This is a genomic window from Nocardiopsis sinuspersici (assembly GCF_001998325.1).
GTDB lineage: Bacteria > Actinomycetota > Actinomycetes > Streptosporangiales > Streptosporangiaceae > Nocardiopsis > Nocardiopsis sinuspersici.
The window spans coordinates 5902544-5918433 of the sequence record NZ_MCOK01000001.1 but is presented as its reverse complement, the minus strand read 5'-3'; the positions used below and the strand labels follow the sequence as shown (position 1 = coordinate 5918433).

The following is a 15890-nucleotide window of genomic DNA, read 5'->3' as shown; positions in this document are numbered from 1 at the left end:
ACATCCCCGTGTGACGTGCGAGGATATTCGGCGGTCCGGAACAGATACGGACTTTCCACCCCTTTCTGCGGGTTTCACTCCGTTGGGGCCCGGTGCCGTGCCCCATCCCTCCTGCCCGCCCCACCGAAACCAGGTGACCTGTGATCCACGCCCCACCGTCCCCGGTACCCGACGTCGTCACCCACTCCGACGGACGGGTCTCCCTGGCCGAGGGCACCTCCCTCCCCGAGGGAGCCTTCGTCAACTCCGACCTCCAGCCGGTCCCGATGTCCCGGCGCACCTGGGGCACCGGCAGCTTCAGCGCCCTGTGGGTGAGCATGTCGGTCAGCATCCCGGCCTGGACCCTGGCCAGCGGGCTGATCGCGGCGGGACTGGACTGGCGCCAGGCCATGCTGGCCGTCGTCCTGGGCAACCTCGCCGTCCTGCTGCCCATGGTGCTGACCGGCCACGCGGGCGCCAGGTACGGCATCCCCTTCCCCGTGTTCGCGCGCGCCTCCTTCGGCCTGCGCGGCGCCAACCTGCCCGCGCTGCTGCGCGGGGCGGTCGCCTGCGGCTGGTACGGCATCCAGACCTGGGTCGGCGGCCAGGGCGTGTACGTCCTGCTCGGGCGCCTGTTCGGCGACGGGTGGACCGGCGCGGCCGTGGCCGGCGGCTACCCGTGGACCCTGTGGCTGTCCTTCGGCCTGTTCTGGGCGGCCCAGCTCGGCATCATCCTGTGGGGCATGGAGGGCGTGCGCAGGATCCAGGTGTGGGCGGCGCCGCTGATGGTCCTCGGCGGTGTCGCCCTGCTGGCGTGGATGGCCGTGGAGGCCGGGGGACTCGGCGCGATGCTGTCCCTGGACTCCGGTGAGCCCCTGGACTGGGGCCCGTCCTTCTGGACGCTGTTCTTCCCGTCACTGATGGGCGTGATCGGCTACTGGGCGACACTGACCCTGAACATCAGCGACTTCACCCGGTTCTCGTCCTCGCAGCGCGCCCAGGTCATGGGCCAGTCACTCGGCCTGCCCACCACGATGACGCTGTTCTCCCTGCTGGCCGTCATGGTCACGGCGGGCACCGCCGCCGTCTACGGCGAGCCGCTGTGGAACCCGATCGACGTCGTCGCGCGTATGGACAGCGGCATCGGGCTGCTCTTCGCGGTCTTCGTCGTCCTGCTGGCCACGGTCTCCACCAACATCGCCGCCAACCTGGTCGGCCCGGCCTACGACCTGGCCAACCTCAGGCCGCGCCTGATCAGCTTCCGCACCGGAGCGGTCACCACCTGCCTGCTCAGCGTCCTGATCTTCCCGTGGAAGCTGTTGGAGAACGAGGACGTGTACATCTTCACGTGGCTGGGCACGGTCGGCGGCGTCCTGGGAACCGTGGCGGGCATCCTGCTCGCCGACTACTGGCTGCTGCGACGCACCCGGATCAACCTGCCCGCGCTGTACGAGCGCGGATCGGAGTACTGGTACACGCACGGATGGAACTGGCGCGCGCTGGTGGCCTTCGGCGTCGGTTCGCTGCTGGCCGTGGGCGGTTCGCACTCCCCCGAGGGCTCCGGGCCGTTCCCGGCCGAGGGCCTGGTCCCGTTCCTGGCGCCGCTGGCGGACTACGGCTGGGTCGTGGGGCTGCTCACCGGGCTGCTGCTGCACTGGGGCCTGGGTGTGCTCCTCCCGGACCGGAGGGCCTCGGGCGGCACCGCCGCGAGGGCGGAGGGGTCCGCCGCCGGCTGATCCCGGCCCCCGTCCCACCGCACCACGCGGGGCCGTGCCGTTCCTCCGGCACGGCCCCGCGTCATCGGTCACGGCCGATCGGGCACGTTTCCCACCGGTCCGTCCGGGGTCACTCCCCGCGCACGGTCCCGGGCTGGGGAAGAACTCCGACGCCGAAGGCACCGTCATCGTCGTAGAAGTGCTCTTCGCCCTCCTCGTACTCCTCTTCCCAATCAAGGTCCATGACCTGTTTTCCTTCCTTTTGTCATCCCTTGGTCGACGCCTGACACGGCGGAAGGGTTGTCCTCTGGAAGGACACGGCAGCCCTGGACGGGTGGAGAGGAGTGCGTCCGGTGCGGCGGATCAGCGGTAGCCGTCGGGGTTGGCCGACTGCCAGCGCCAGGCGTCGGCGCACGCCTGGGCCACCGTGTGCTCGGCCCGCCAGCCCAGTTCGCGGTTGGCCTGGCCCGGATCGGCGAAGCAGGTGGCGATGTCCCCGTCGCGGCGCGGGCCCACGCGGAAGGGGATGGGGCGGCCGCACGCCTGCTCGAAGGCGCGGACCGCCTCCAGGACGGAGGTCCCCCGGCCCGTGCCCAGGTTGAAGGCCCTCAGTCCCTTCTGGGAGCCCAGGTGGTCGAGCGCCGCGACGTGCCCCCTCGCCAGGTCCACCACGTGCAGGTAGTCCCGGACACCGGTCCCGTCGGGTGTGTCGTAGTCGTCGCCGAAGACCGTGAGCTCGGACAGCCGCCCAGCGGCGACCTTGGAGATGTAGGGGAAGAGGTTGTTGGGGATGTCGTTGGGGTCCTCCCCGATCAGCCCGCTGGGGTGTGCCCCCACCGGGTTGAAGTACCGCAGCACGGTGATCCGCCAGTCGGGGGAGGACGCCGCCAGGTCCTCCAGGATCCTCTCCCCGAACAGCTTGGTCGCACCGTAGGGGTTGGTCACCCGCAGCGCGCTGCCCTCGGTGATCGGCACCGTCTCCGGGTCGCCGTAGACCGTGGCCGAGGAGCTGAAGACCAGGTCGCGCACCCCCACCCGGCCCATGGTCTCGGCGAGGGTGAGCAGGGCGTCCAGGTTGTTGCGGTAGTAGCGCAGCGGCTGGCTCACGGACTCACCGACCGCCTTGAGTCCGGCGAAGTGCACGACGGCGTCGATGCCGTGGTCCACCAGGACGCGCTCGACGACGCGGTGCTCGGTGCAGTCGCCCTCCACGAACGGGATCTGCGCGCCGGTGATCTTCTCGACCCGGCGCACGGCCTCCACGCTGCTGTTGACCAGGTTGTCGAGGACGACCACCTGGTGTCCCCGGCCGACCAGCTCGACCGCGGTGTGGGAGCCGATGTACCCGGCCCCTCCGGTCAGCAGGATCCGCACAGCCCTTGTTTCCTTCCGTTTCGTGGGGCCGCGCCGTCGGGCGCGGCCCCTCCACCCCTCGGAACCGCCCGGCTCAGAGCAGCTCGCCGAAGACCTGCTCCACGACCCGGGCCGCGGCCTTGCCGTCGTCCAGCGGGCAGAACTGGTTCACGAAGGCCTCGTACCGGGCCCTGTGCGTGTCCTGGACACGGTCGATGTCCCGGACGGCGTCGACGACCTCGTCGGTGGTGCGGAGCAGGGGGCCCGGAGCGGTCTCCTCGAAGTCGAAGTAGAACCCGCGCAGGCTGTCCCGGTACTCCTCCAGGTCGTAGGTGAAGAACAGGATCGGACGGCCGGTGTTGGCGAAGTCGAACATCAGCGACGAGTAGTCCGTGACCAGGATGTCCGTGACCAGGAACAGCTCCTGGATCTCGGGGTAGGCCGAGACGTCGAAGACGAAGTCCTTGCCCACGTTCGGCACCCGGTCGACGATGTTGGGGTGCCTGCGGAACAGCAGCACGTGATCGTCGCCGAGGGCGTCGTACAGCCGCTGAAGGTCCAGGTGCAGGTCCAGCTTGTACTTGCCGGCCGAGTAGAACTTGTCGTCCCGCCAGGTCGGGGCGTACAGGATGACCTTCTTGCCCTCCGGCAATCCCAGGCGCTCACGGACCTTCTCCGCCAACGTCTCGCGTTCGGGGCGGTGGAAGATGTCGTTGCGCGGGTAGCCGGTCTCCAGGATCTCGTTCTCGAAGCCGAAGGCGCGGCGCAGGATCGGGGTCGCCCAGGGACTCGGGGAGATCAGGTAGTCCCACTGGTTGGTCTCGTGCTTGAGCCGCTCGTAGTAGTTGCGGCTGGCGAACTGGACGTGCTCGATGTCGAAGCCGATGCGCTTGAGCATCGAACCGTGCCAGGTCTGCACCACCTTCTGCCCCGGCTGCTTCTCGAACCACATGGGCAGGTGGGCGTTGGAGACGATGTACTCCGAGCGCGCCAGTGCCTCGAAGTACTCCCGGCTCGTGTGCCGGACCTCGGTCAGCCCCGGGGGCAGGGTCAGCTGGCGGTTGCGCACCATCCACGACATCGGCGTGTCCACGCCACGGCGCTGGAGCTCCTCGTACATGTCCCGCGGGCTGTCGGAGAACTGCTTTCCGGTGTAGCTGTCGAAGACGATGCCGGGCTTCACCGGCTTCTTGCGCAGCTTGGGGTAGACCTGCTCGCGCAGGACCTGCTGGGCGTAGGATCCCTGCTCCTCCGGGCGCAGCACCGAGCCGAGCTGCAGGACGGGCCATCCCCTGCCGTCCGACCTGAGCTCCAGGTCGAAACCGCCCTCCTTCTCCGGAGCGGGGAACTTGGCCGTACGCAGCTCCTGGGAGAAGCCGATCCTGCGGTCGTCCTGCTGGGCGCCGCCGAGGCCGTCGCGCAGCAGGAAACGGTAGTTGCCGGGGGTGAGGGGCACAGTCGTGCCGAAGTTCGGGATCGCGGTGGGCTGGACGGCGGCCGAGAACCGTCCGTCGCGGAACTCCACCGGGAACAGGTGCTCCTCCATCCGGCCGACGGCCTTGACCACGAGGGAGAGCTCTCCCGAGGGCGTATCGGAGTACTCACCCCGGAGGTTGAGGGTGTAGTCGTCCCAGGAGACGCTGGTGAGGAGGGGCTGGGGCCGCTCCACCCTGAGCATGGTCCGCCCGGCGAAGTCCGGGTTCACCCGCACGCTCAGCCCGGAGTGCGAGTAGCGCCCCTCGGGACCGCCGTCGGCGAACGGGACCCACCAGGAACGCCCGGCGTCATCCCTGACGTGGACCGACCACTCCTCGCAGGGGTCGCTTCCCGGGATCGCGGCCCTGTCCTCGTAACCGTCCGTGAGGTCGGCGAGGTCGACGAGCACGCGCACGGCCGCACCGTCCGCCTCCACCCGTGCCGGAACCTCGACGTCCCCCGGAAGGCACTGGACGTACGCGCTCAGGTCCCGCGCCGGGTCCTCCGTCCTCCGACCGCTGAGAACGAGGGAGGACCCCTCGACCCGGGACTCGTCGAGGACGACCGCCGGACGCTCGACGTTCAGGTGCAGCTCGTAGCCGTCCACCCAGTGCGGACGGGCCCAGACACCCGGCCGGACCTGCTCGGGACCGACCATCCGGACATCGGCCGCGGCGGGCTTCCTCAGGCGTTCCGTGCGGCGGAAGCCCCGGTTGACCACGCCCAGTTCCACGTACCAGTCACCGTCCTCCCCCAGTTCGGAGGGGTCGATGACGATCCGGTAGCCGCCCCAGTCCTTGCGGGAGGTGGTCATCTTCTGGGAGAGGCGGAACTCGTTGGCCTGGTGCGTACTCGTGCTCAGGCGTACGCGCCTGCCGTCCTGGGTGTTGACCGCCCAGGCCCGGACCTGCTGCTGGAGGCGCTTGTTGGGACGGAGGTACTTCAGGCAGACCCTGCCCTCGACGACCAGCTTCCCGTCGGCCCATTCGAGCTTCTCGGTCTTCTGGCGGAGCTTGAGTTCGGACCGCACCCGGTAGACCGAGCGCGGAACTCCCTGCGCGGGGTCGTCCTTGAACGGGTACTCCGCGTAGTAGCGGAGCCCGTGCCGGACGAGTTTGGCCTTCTTGTACTCGGCACTCTTGTTGAAGACGATGACCTCGCGGAGCTGGTCGGCCTTCCTCTGCCTGACCAGGTGCCACTTCAGGCGCTCGATGGCGGGGAGGTCGCGCAGCACCTTCTCGTCCACCTTGTCCAGGTAGGCGTTGCCGAGGTCGAGGAGGCGCTCGGTGAAGTCCTCGTCCGCCCGGTCCAGTACCTGGAGGAAGAGGCGCAGGTCACTGGCCAGCGCGACCGCGTCCCAACGCCGCTTCTCCAGGGGGGAGAAGTTCTCGCCGAGGAACTCACTGACCGAGGTGACCGCGGTGACGCGGTCCTCCAGGGCCTGTGGCCGCAGCCGGTCCTGGGTGATGGACTTGTCGTCGCTGGGGCGCTCCCGCCAGAGGTAGACGGGCGCCGAGAGCACGTCCACGGAGTCGGCGAGGAAGTGCAGGGGAATGGCCACCGGGATGTCCTCGTGCAGGACCCCGACGGGGAACGTCATCCCGTGCTTGTCCCAGAAGGAGCGGCGCCAGACCTTGTTGGTGGCCAGCCGGTCCACCAGAAGCGTGTCCTCGCGCGTGATGTGCGTACGGGTCTTCGCCGTGCGGAAGACCTTGCGGTGCATGGGCGACTGACGCGTGCCCAGCTCGTTGAGGCGGTGCACGTTGCCCGAGGAGAAGTCGGATCCGCTGCGCCTCAGGCTCTCCATGTGGTAGCCGAACGCGTAGGACGGGATCACGTCGTCACTGTCCACGAAGGTGATGAAGTCGCCCTCGGCGTGCCGGATCCCCGTGTTGCGGGCCGCGCCCAGGCCACCGTTCTCCTGCTGGATGAGCCTGAACCGCGCGTCCTGTTCGGCGTAACGGGCCGCGATCTCCGCGCTCCCGTCCGGGGAGCCGTCATCCACCATCACGACCTCGAGGTCGTCCCACGACTGCACCTGTAGGGAGCGCAGGCACTCGTCGAGGTATCTCTCCACGTTGTACATGGGCACGATGACACTGAGGGCGACCACAAACGACTCCAAGGCTCCGCGGATCCGAACACACCCATCTCGCAGCGGAGGCCGCGGTGACACGAGTCCCTCGCTGTGGGGGTGGGGGGAGATGGCGAATCAGGTTCCCGCACTCGTCACCCCCGCAGACGCGGGACTGGGTGACATGTCAGGACAAGGTGGGCAAAGTAGATCCCAGGTTAACCCATGCCGACAAGGTGCTCGGGACCACATGAGCCGCCCTCTGAGCGGCCCGGCACCACGCACAGGACCAATAATGGCCTACATGGTTTTCGTGAATTCGCCATGTTGTGCGGTACGTCAATTGGCCTGATTCCCCTTCGCGGCATCAGTGGCCCTTCCTTCGTGACCGACAAAGGAGCATGCGATGGTGACCACCGAATGACTCCGGGCGACCGTCGCAATGACTCTGGCGCGCCGACCATGATCGCTTCCATCCCTCTTTCCAAGGCTGGGAAAGGCGCCCGCTCAGCCACTTCCCCCCTCCTGACCAACCGGAGTCCCCCATGGCGAGAATCCTTCTACGCACGAGCAAGCCCCCCTTCGAGGCGATGGCGGCCGGAGGAACGCTCCAGAACAGCGTGGGCGGAAAGAACCTCGGCAACCTCGTCTTCAGCGGCTCGGGGCCCAGTCCTCGCCGGACCACGGCCTGGACCGCGTGCGCCCCCTGGACGCGTCCGTCAAGCGGTTCGTCTCAACCGTCCTGGACCGCGCGCCCTCCACCGGTGTCCGTGGTGAGTTCACCCAGAGCCGCCTCGACCGCCCCGGTTCCAAGGACGTCGAGGTCATCGGTCGTCCCCCCATGTTCCGCCACGGCCGCTCCCTGTCCGTGGAGAAGAAGGCGTCGGCGCTGGACACCGATGCCAGGATCGGGATGTACACCGCCAACGGGACCATGAGCGGCCTCGGCCAGATCCTCACGGACAACTACCGGCGTTACCCGAACCTGAGGTACACCGCCCAGGGCATCCCCGACCTGGAGAGGCTCTACTGGGGTGACACCTCCCGGGCCTCCGGCCGGTACAAGGATCTGCCGGTCGTGCGCAGCCATCCGCTCTTCGAGGAGAACCGGGTCCGCCTCCACCCGGACCCGATCACCTGGACCAGAGCGCTGAACGACTACGACCTCGTGTTCGGCACCCGCGTCCACGGGAACACCGCCTCGCTCCTGGCCGGCACCCCCGCCGTGGTGATGTGCCACGACTCCCGCGCCCCGGAACCGAGCCGGTACTTCGATATCCCGCACCGCAACATGACCGAGCCCTCTGAGGAGTTCGGCGCCGCGAAGCTGTACGAGCGGGCCGACTACACGGCGCTGGTCAAGGGGCACGGCGAACGCTTCGAGCGGATGACGGGATACGTCGGGAAACACGGCATCCCGCATGTCCTCCAGGACGGCGGGGCCGCTTTCGAGGAGCGCATCAGGGGCGTCGACTTCACACCGCCGGTCGAGGTGTGGTCCGACGACGACGGCGGCCTCGGTTACCGGATGGGGTGGCTCAAGGAAAGCGTCCGGAACCTCACCCAGGAACAGCAGAAGTCCAAGAAGCGACAGGGCTCCCCAGAGAAGAACACCCAGCTGAACAAGCGGCAGGAATCCCCGGAGAGGAAACTCGCCCAGGCGGGCAAACGTCTGGCCGCTCTGGAGAAAGCCGGGAAGACGACGCCCTACCGGCGTATGCGCCGGGCCGGGGGGCGCGCCCTGCGCCGCGTCGGACTGCGCAAGTAGTCCTGAGGCCGCCCGGCCGGGACCCTCCCGGGCACCGTCACGTGGAGTGTGGCCAAAGTCATTCGCCGTCGCACATGCCGCGGAACCGGCCGGAACGGCGACGGCGGCCGCCCCCGTCCGGGGGAACGGCCGCCGTTCGCGTTGCGCGGGGTGGGGGCTACTCGCCCTTCCACACGGGGGCGCGCTTCTCGGCGAAGGCCGCAGCGCCCTCCATCGCGTCCTGGCTGACGAACACCGGGCCCGCCAGCTCGTTCTGCTTCTCCCACATCTCCTCGGTGGACCAGTCGTCCGAGGAGGTGATGACCTCCTTGGACACCCGCACAGCCAGCGGGCCGTTGGCGGTGATGCGCGCGGCCAGCTCCCTGGCGCCCTCCAGCGCACCGCCGCTGGCGGTGACGTGGTTGACCAGCCCGAGCTCGGCCAGGCGCGGGGCGCCGACGAAGTCACCGGTCAGGGCGAACTCCATGGCGATGTTGCGCGGGATGCGGTGGTGCAGGCGCAGCAGGCCGCCGGCGCCGGCGACCAGGCCGCGCTTGACCTCGGGGATGCCGAACCTGGCGTCCTCGGCCGCCACGACCAGGTCGCAGGCGAGCACCGCCTCGAACCCGCCCGCGAGGGCGTAACCCTCCACCGCGGCGATCAGCGGCTTCCTCGGCCCGCGCTCGGCGAACCCGCCGAACCCGCGCCCCTCCACGATCGGGACCTCACCCTTCATGAAGGCCTTGAGGTCCATCCCGGCGCAGAAGGTGCCGCCCGCGCCGGTGATGACGCCGACGCTCAGGTCCTTGCGCGCGTCCAGGTCGTCCAGCGCTTCGGCGACCTGGGCGGCGACCGCGGCGTTGACCGCGTTCTTGGCCCCGGGCCTGTTGATGGTGATGACGGCGACGCCGTCCTCGGCCGTGTAGAGAACCTCGTCGGACACGGTGTCCCCCTACTTCGGCGGCATGCGAAGGGCGCCGTCGATACGGACGACCTCGCCGTTGACGTAGCTGATCTCCAGCAGGGCGCGGGCCAGCCTGCCGAACTCCTCGGCGGTGCCCAGGCGCTTGGGGAAGGGCACCGGCGCGGCCAGGCGCTTCTTGAACTCCTCCGACTCGGGGCCCTCACCGTAGATGGGGGTCTCCAGGATGCCGGGGGCGATGGTGTTGACCGTGATGCCGACGGCCGCGAGGTCGCGGGCCGCCGGGAGGGTCATGCCGATGACGCCGCCCTTGGAGGAGGAGTAGGCGATCTGGCCGATCTGGCCCTCGATACCCGCGAGCGAGGCGGTGTTGACGATCGCGCCGCGCTCACCGTCCTCGTTGAGCGGCTCGGTCTTGGCGATCTCGGTCGCGGACAGGCGCAGCACGTTGAAGGTACCGATGAGGTTGACCTGGATGACCTTCTGGTAGCTGTCCAGGTCGTGCGGGTTGCCCTGCCGGTCGACGGTGCGGGTCGCCCAGCCGATGCCGGCGCAGGAGACGGCCACGCGGAAGGGCTTTCCGGTGTCGACGGCGGCCTGGACCGCGGCCTTGACCTGGTCCTCCTGGGAGACGTCGGTGTTCACGAAGACACCGCCGAGCTCCTTGGCGATGGCCTCGCCGCGCTCGGTGTTGAGGTCGGCGATGACGACGGTCGCGCCCGCCGCTGCGAGTTCCTTGGCGGTGGCCTCACCCAGGCCACTCGCGCCGCCCGAGACGAGGGCGGAGATTCCGTTCAGATCCATGGGCCGAACTCTACCGAGGATGGGGACAGCAGACTAGAACCGGGTTCGGTTAATTGCGGGTAGCCCCGCCCGACCAGGGGCACCGCCTCGGGCGCGGGCCCGCTACCAGGGCCACCAGGGAACATCGCCGGGGTCTTCGGTCTCCTCCTCCTGCGGCGGGGTGTCGGTCTCCTCGGGTTCGGGAGCGGGCTCGGGTTCGGGATCGGGGGCGGGCTCCTCCGGGGAGGGCTCGGGCTCCGGCGGCTCCTGCGTGCCGGTGCCGCCGCCCCCGGCGGCGTCCTCCTCCGGACTCTCCTGGGCGTCCTCCTCCGCGTCCTCGGAGGGGGACGGCGAGGGTTCGGGACTCGGGCTCGCGGAGGGCGAGGGGGACGGCGAGGGTTCGGGACTCGGGCTCGCGGAGGGCGTGGCGGACGGTGTCGGGGAGGGCTCGGCCACCGGCTCACCGGCACGGTGGGCGCCCTGTTCGACACCGGTCCCAGGCTCCGGGCGGGAGGGGTCCTGCGACACCAGGAGGACGGCGAGGACCCCGCTCATCGCGAGGACGCCCGTCGCACAGGCCAGGGCGGCCACGAGCAGGCGGTGGCGGCGCCGCTCCAGTCGGCGGGCCTCGCTTCGGCTGAGTCGCGGCGGATGAGGGGTGCGGGTCATCGCGGGCGGCTTCTCTTCGGGGATCTGGTGGACGGGGGTGCGGACCGTGGTCCGCGCGTGGCTCTCGGTAGACCGGTCACCCTACAAAAGCACACGTGTACCCGCACGTTTCAGCTCATCAACGGAGGTATCAACACGGACACGGACACGGAAGCCGAGGGCCGGAGACCTTCCGGGAGACCGCCGCACACCGTCGTCACGGAGCGCCACGGTCATGTCACGGCGATGGCAACCGCATTAAAGTGGGCTCAGGAATCGACCCTGGAGGCTTCGATGACCGCTGAGCCGCTCCCCGACTGGTTCATGCCCCCGTCCGGCGGCTGGACCGCTGACGACATGGACGACCTTCCACCGGGGGTGCCCCGGATGGAGCTCATCGACGGAGCGCTCATCGTGACGTCCCCCAGACCCGGTTCCATGCCAGGGTGATGGGCAACCTCTCTCACGCACTCCGCGAGGTATCGCCCCCCGGTGTCACCGCTGACCTGGAGATGACCGTCAAGCTCGGGAAACGGCCGCGCCCGGAGCCCGACGTCCTGGTGTACAGGGAGCCGGAGGATCCGCATGAGGCGGACAACCGCACCTGTTACTCCCCTGACGAGGTGCTCCTCGCGGTGGAGATCGTGTCCGAGGAGTCCGAGGACCGGGACCGGGTGACGAAGCCGGACAAGTACGCCCTGGCAGGTATACCCCACTTCTGGCGGATCGAGAGGGAGAGGGGCGAACCCGTCATCCATGTGTATGAACTCGACGGGGTCAAGGAGCCCCGGTACATCCCCGTCACCATCGCCAGGGAACGGCTCAAGCTGGACGTTCCGTTCCCGGTCGACATCGATGTGAAGGCGCTGGCCCGATAGGTCACCGTCCTCCGAGACGCCCTGGCCGGGCGTGCCCGACGGCACAGCCGTACGCCCGGCCCGGCCCGGGCCCCGTCAGCCTCTGCCGAAACGCCCCAGGCGGCGTTGCCGACGCCGCTGGTGCCACCGGGGCAGCGACTCACGGGCCAGGTCCGCGGCGCCGATCAGGCCCGCCTCGTTGCCCAGGGCCGCCGCGGCCACCCGGGCCTCGGGCCGGTAGCCCCGCCCGGTCAGGTTCCGCTCGAAGGCCGTCCTGGCGGGATCCAGCAGCAGCTCGCCCGCCTCCGACACGCCGCCGCCGACGATGAACAGCTCCGGGTCGAACGCGGCGGCCAGGTTGGCCAGGCCCGTCCCCAGCCACTCCCCCGCGTCGCGCATCAGCTCCACGCACGCCCGGTCGCCCTTGCGCGCCAGCTCGCTGACCAGCGGACCGGTGATCTGGCGGACGTCGCCGCCCACCGCCTGGTACAGCGCCCCCGCCACGGGCGACTCCGAGACCACCAGCTCGCGCGCGTCCCGGATCAGCGCGTTCCCGCTGGCGTACTGTTCCCAGCAGCCCCGGTTGCCGCACTCGCACCGGTGACCGCCCGGCACCACCGTCATGTGCCCGAACTCCCCGGCCAGCCCGTACCGGCCCCGGCGCAGACGCCCGTCCAGCACGACCGCGCCGCCGATGCCCGTTCCCAGGTTCACCACCACGACGTTGTCCACGCCCTGGCCCGCCCCCGCGCGCACCTCGGCCCAGGCGGAGGCGTTCGCGTCGTTCTCCACCACCACCGGCAGCCCCAGCCGCAGCGACAGGGAGTCGCGCAGCGGTTCCCTGCGCCAGGACAGGTGCGGTGCGAACAGGACGTTCGCCCGCCGCTCGTCGACGAACCCGGCGGCTCCCACGCCCACGGCGCGCACCCGGAACTCCGCGCGCAGCTCCTCCACCACCGAGACGATCGTGTCCTCCACCACCGCCGGGCTCTTGCTGCGCTCGGGGGTCTCCGTGCGCAGCCGCGCCAGGATGCGCCCGCCCGGAGTGACCACGCCCGCGGCCACCTTCGTTCCGCCGATGTCCACGCCGATCGTCAGGGCGTGTCCGTACCGCGCGTCCGCCATCGTGACCACTCCGACCATCGAGGATCCGCGTGCCGCGGATCGACAACACACGAGAAAGCGCGCCCGGGCGACTCCGTGCCCGGGCGCGCCGAGAGAACGTTTCGGGAGCCGGTGCCGTTCCTGGACCCCGTGAAGGCGGGTACGGCCCTACGGAGGCACGGGACCAGGCCGTGTTTCCTTGGGGCTCCGCCGCGCTTCGTCTCGTGCCCGGACGCCGCGGGTACGGGAGCCTTCGGTCCCTGCGGTGCGCCCGCTCGTACTTCGCGGGCACACCTGCGGGACCTCCGGCAGCCCCGTCGGCGCCCTCGCCACCCCCCGGCGGCACAGCACCGAGTCCACCGAACAGAACCTAGCCCAGGGCGGAGCGCACCACGGAGGCCAGGCGCTCGGCCACCGCGGTCGCCTGCTCCTGTTCCGGTGCCTCGACCATGACCCTGACCTTGGGCTCGGTGCCGCTGGGCCGGATCAGCACCCGGCCGGTCTCGCCCAGCTCCTCCTCGGCCGCGCGCACGGCGGCGGTGAGCTCCTCGGACTCCCCGACCCGGGACCTGTCCACGTCCTTGACGTTGACGAGCACCTGCGGCAGGCGGGTCATCACCTTGGCCAGCTCGGCCAGGCCCTGCTGGCGGTGGGCCATCGCGGACAGCAGGTGCAGGCCGGTCAGTACGCCGTCGCCGGTGGTGGCGTGGTCCAGCAGGATCACGTGCCCGGACTGCTCGCCGCCGAGGCCGAACCCGCCGCGCCTCATCTCCTCCAGCACGTACCGGTCGCCCACCCCGGTCTCCACCACGGTGATGCCCGCCCGCTCCATCGCCAGTTTCAGGCCCAGGTTGGACATGACCGTCACCACGAGAGTGTTCTCGGCGAGCCTCCCGGCGTCCTTGGCCTCGGTGGCCAGGATCGCCAGGATCTGGTCGCCGTCCACCACGCGGCCCTCGGCGTCCACGGCCAGGCAGCGGTCGGCGTCGCCGTCGTTGGCGATGCCGGCGTCCGCCCCGTGCAGGCGCACCGCCTCCTGGAGTGCCTCCAGGTGGGTGGAGCCGCAGCCCTCGTTGATGTTGTACCCGTCGGGCCGGTCACCGATCACGACGACCTCGGCGCCCGCCCGGCGCAGCGCCTCGGGGGCGACCGTGCAGGAGGCGCCGTTGGCGCAGTCCACCACGACCTTGAGGCCCTTGAGGCCGTGGGGCACCGAGGCGAGCACGTGCTCGACGTAGCGCTCGGCGCCGTCGTGTGCGTCGACGACCCGGCCGACGCCGTCGCCCACGACGGGGGAGGAGGGTACACCGAGCATGCCCTCGATCTCCTCCTCCAGGGCGTCCTCCAGCTTCTGGCCGCCCCTCGCGAAGAACTTGATGCCGTTGTCGGGGGCCGGGTTGTGGCTGGCGGAGAGCATCACGCCGAAGTCGGCGTCCATCTCACCCGTGAGGTGGGCCACGGCCGGGGTGGGCAGCACGCCGACACGCACCACGTCCACTCCGGTGCTGGCCAGTCCGGCGACCACGGCGGCCTCCAGGAACTCACCGGAGGCGCGCGGGTCACGGCCGACGACGGCCCTGGGACGGGCCCCGCCACCGCCGCGTGCCAGGACACGCGCCGCAGCGATGGACAGCTCCAGCGCGAGGGCGGCGGTCAGGTCCTGACCGGCGACCCCGCGTACACCATCTGTTCCGAACAGCCGAGCCACAGGCCGACAGCCCCTTTCGAAAACGGCGCCGAGTCGCGGCGCCGGTGAGATTCAGCGTGGCACAGGGCCACCGGAAAAACGAAGGACCCGTACACCGCTCCCCGGAGACGGGGAGGGCGTACGGGCCGAAGCTCAGCCGAGCGGTTGCCGGCGCATGAGCACTAACGCTTGGAGAACTGGGGAGCCTTGCGCGCCTTCTTGAGACCGGCCTTCTTCCGCTCCACCTCACGGGAGTCGCGGGTCAGGAATCCGGCCTTCTTGAGGGTCGGGCGGTTGTTCTCCGGGTCCAGGGAGGCCAGCGCACGGGCGATGCCGTGACGCAGGGCACCGGCCTGGCCGCTGGTGCCGCCGCCGTCCAGACGGGCGAAGACGTCGTAGGCGTCCTCGAAACCGAGGGAGACGAGCGGGTCCTTGATGGTCTGCTGGTGGACCTTGTCCGGGAAGTAGTCCTCAAGCGGCTTGCCGTTGACCTTCCACTCGCCCGCACCGGGAGCGATGCGGACGCGGGCGATGGCCTGCTTGCGGCGACCGGTGCCGGCGCTGGGGCCGGACGCGGTGGGGACGTATGCGGCGACGTTCTCGTCGGACTCGCTGGTGTACTCGGAGGGGAACTCCTCCGGGTTGTCAACGTACTCCTGCTCGACGTCTTCGACGCCGGTGGGCTCGACCACGGTTCTCCTCGTGTTCTCTGTGGAAAGTCTGCGAACGCCTAGGCGGGCTGCTCGATCTTGCTGATTTCGAACGGAACCGGCTGCTGGGCCTGGTGCGGGTGCTCCGGACCGGCGTACACCTTGAGCTTCTTGGCCATCTGACGACCGAGGGAACCATTGGGCAGCATGCCCTTGATGGCCTTCTCGATGGCCCGCTGGGGGTTCTTCTCCAGCAGGTCGGCGTAGGAGATGGAGCGCAGGCCGCCCGGGTAGCCGGAGTGCCGGTAGGCGCGCTTCTGCTCCAGCTTCTTGCCGGTCAGGGCCACCTTGTCGGCGTTCACGACGATCACGAAGTCGCCGGTGTCGATGTGGGGCGCGTAGTACGGCTTGTGCTTGCCCCGAAGCAGCGTGGCAACCTGGCTCGCCATACGCCCGAGCACGAGATCGGTAGCGTCGACAACGTGCCACTGACGCTGGACATCGTTTGGTTTGGGGCTGTATGTGCGCACGATCGTTTGCCTTCGCTCTTCAGTCGGCTGCCCCACCCCTGCAGGGATGGGGGACTCGTAATACACACCCGCGGTTGCGGGGGTGCGTGGCCGGATGTCCCGTGCCATGCCACACAGGACTCTCCGAATGGTGAGTGCGCAGACGATGGTGCGTGGATCGGCGCCCGACTTCGGGTGGTTCGGGGCCCACGGCAACTCAACGCACAACGACGGGATATCCTACCTTGCCACCACAGCGCAGGTCAAAGCCAGCGGCGGGGCGGACCGGCAGGACCGCGCTCGGCGGTTTACGGCTCAAAGCACGGGGTCACATCCGTGACCTCTCCGTCTTTTATTATGCCCGTTGCCGAGAGTGCTTCGTCCTG

General features: G+C 69.7%; 11 protein-coding genes and 1 pseudogene. 3 read left to right on the top strand and 9 right to left on the bottom strand.

Features of this window, described 5'->3' with window-relative positions; genetic code table 11:
- Window positions 1-140: 140 nt before the first annotated feature.
- A complete protein-coding gene (locus tag NOSIN_RS25735; RefSeq protein ID WP_077693198.1) occupies window positions 141-1715 on the top strand; it encodes an NCS1 family nucleobase:cation symporter-1 in 1575 nt (524 codons plus the stop codon).
- Between the two features lie 342 nt (window positions 1716-2057).
- Here the strand turns inward: NOSIN_RS25735 and galE are convergent, their stop codons facing one another.
- Both galE and NOSIN_RS25725 read right to left on the bottom strand, forming a co-directional pair.
- Window positions 2058-3068, bottom strand: coding sequence for a UDP-glucose 4-epimerase GalE (galE, locus tag NOSIN_RS25730; protein ID WP_077693197.1), 1011 nt, complete (start codon window positions 3066-3068; stop codon window positions 2058-2060).
- A gap of 73 nt (window positions 3069-3141) precedes the next feature.
- Window positions 3142-6636 (bottom strand): bifunctional glycosyltransferase/CDP-glycerol:glycerophosphate glycerophosphotransferase, encoded by a 3495-nt coding sequence (locus NOSIN_RS25725; RefSeq protein WP_077693196.1) that lies wholly within the window; start codon window positions 6634-6636, stop codon window positions 3142-3144.
- A 658-nt stretch (window positions 6637-7294) separates the two neighbouring features.
- Here NOSIN_RS25725 and NOSIN_RS25720 point away from each other — a divergent pair.
- On the top strand, window positions 7295-8365 hold the full coding sequence (locus NOSIN_RS25720) for a polysaccharide pyruvyl transferase family protein (RefSeq protein ID WP_077693195.1): 1071 nt from the start codon (window positions 7295-7297) through the stop codon (window positions 8363-8365).
- Window positions 8366-8522: 157 nt separating this feature from the next.
- Here the strand turns inward: NOSIN_RS25720 and NOSIN_RS25715 are convergent, their stop codons facing one another.
- From NOSIN_RS25715 to NOSIN_RS25705, 3 genes are all read right to left on the bottom strand, one after another.
- On the bottom strand, window positions 8523-9287 hold the full coding sequence (locus NOSIN_RS25715) for a crotonase/enoyl-CoA hydratase family protein (protein WP_077693194.1): 765 nt from the start codon (window positions 9285-9287) through the stop codon (window positions 8523-8525).
- Window positions 9288-9296: 9 nt separating this feature from the next.
- Window positions 9297-10070, bottom strand: a complete 774-nt coding sequence (locus NOSIN_RS25710) for an SDR family NAD(P)-dependent oxidoreductase (RefSeq protein WP_077693193.1) — start codon at window positions 10068-10070, stop codon at window positions 9297-9299.
- Between the two features lie 102 nt (window positions 10071-10172).
- On the bottom strand, window positions 10173-10718 hold the full coding sequence (locus NOSIN_RS25705) for a hypothetical protein (protein ID WP_143833006.1): 546 nt from the start codon (window positions 10716-10718) through the stop codon (window positions 10173-10175).
- Between the two features lie 273 nt (window positions 10719-10991).
- Here NOSIN_RS25705 and NOSIN_RS25700 point away from each other — a divergent pair.
- Window positions 10992-11575: pseudogene (locus NOSIN_RS25700) on the top strand (Uma2 family endonuclease).
- 75 nt (window positions 11576-11650) lie between these two features.
- Here the strand turns inward: NOSIN_RS25700 and NOSIN_RS25695 are convergent.
- The 4 genes from NOSIN_RS25695 to rplM form a co-directional block, all read right to left on the bottom strand.
- Window positions 11651-12679, bottom strand: a complete 1029-nt coding sequence (locus NOSIN_RS25695; RefSeq protein WP_171986684.1) for an ROK family glucokinase — start codon at window positions 12677-12679, stop codon at window positions 11651-11653.
- Window positions 12680-13028: 349 nt separating this feature from the next.
- Entirely contained in the window at window positions 13029-14366 is a 1338-nt protein-coding gene (gene glmM / locus NOSIN_RS25690) for a phosphoglucosamine mutase (protein ID WP_077693190.1), read from the bottom strand.
- 161 nt (window positions 14367-14527) lie between these two features.
- Entirely contained in the window at window positions 14528-15037 is a 510-nt protein-coding gene (gene rpsI, locus NOSIN_RS25685; RefSeq protein ID WP_077693189.1) for a 30S ribosomal protein S9, read from the bottom strand.
- A 38-nt stretch (window positions 15038-15075) separates the two neighbouring features.
- The gene (rplM, locus tag NOSIN_RS25680) at window positions 15076-15525 is read right to left on the bottom strand and encodes a 50S ribosomal protein L13 (protein ID WP_077693188.1); all 450 of its coding nucleotides are present in this window, start codon (window positions 15523-15525) and stop codon (window positions 15076-15078) included.
- Between the last annotated feature and the right edge of the window lie 365 nt (window positions 15526-15890).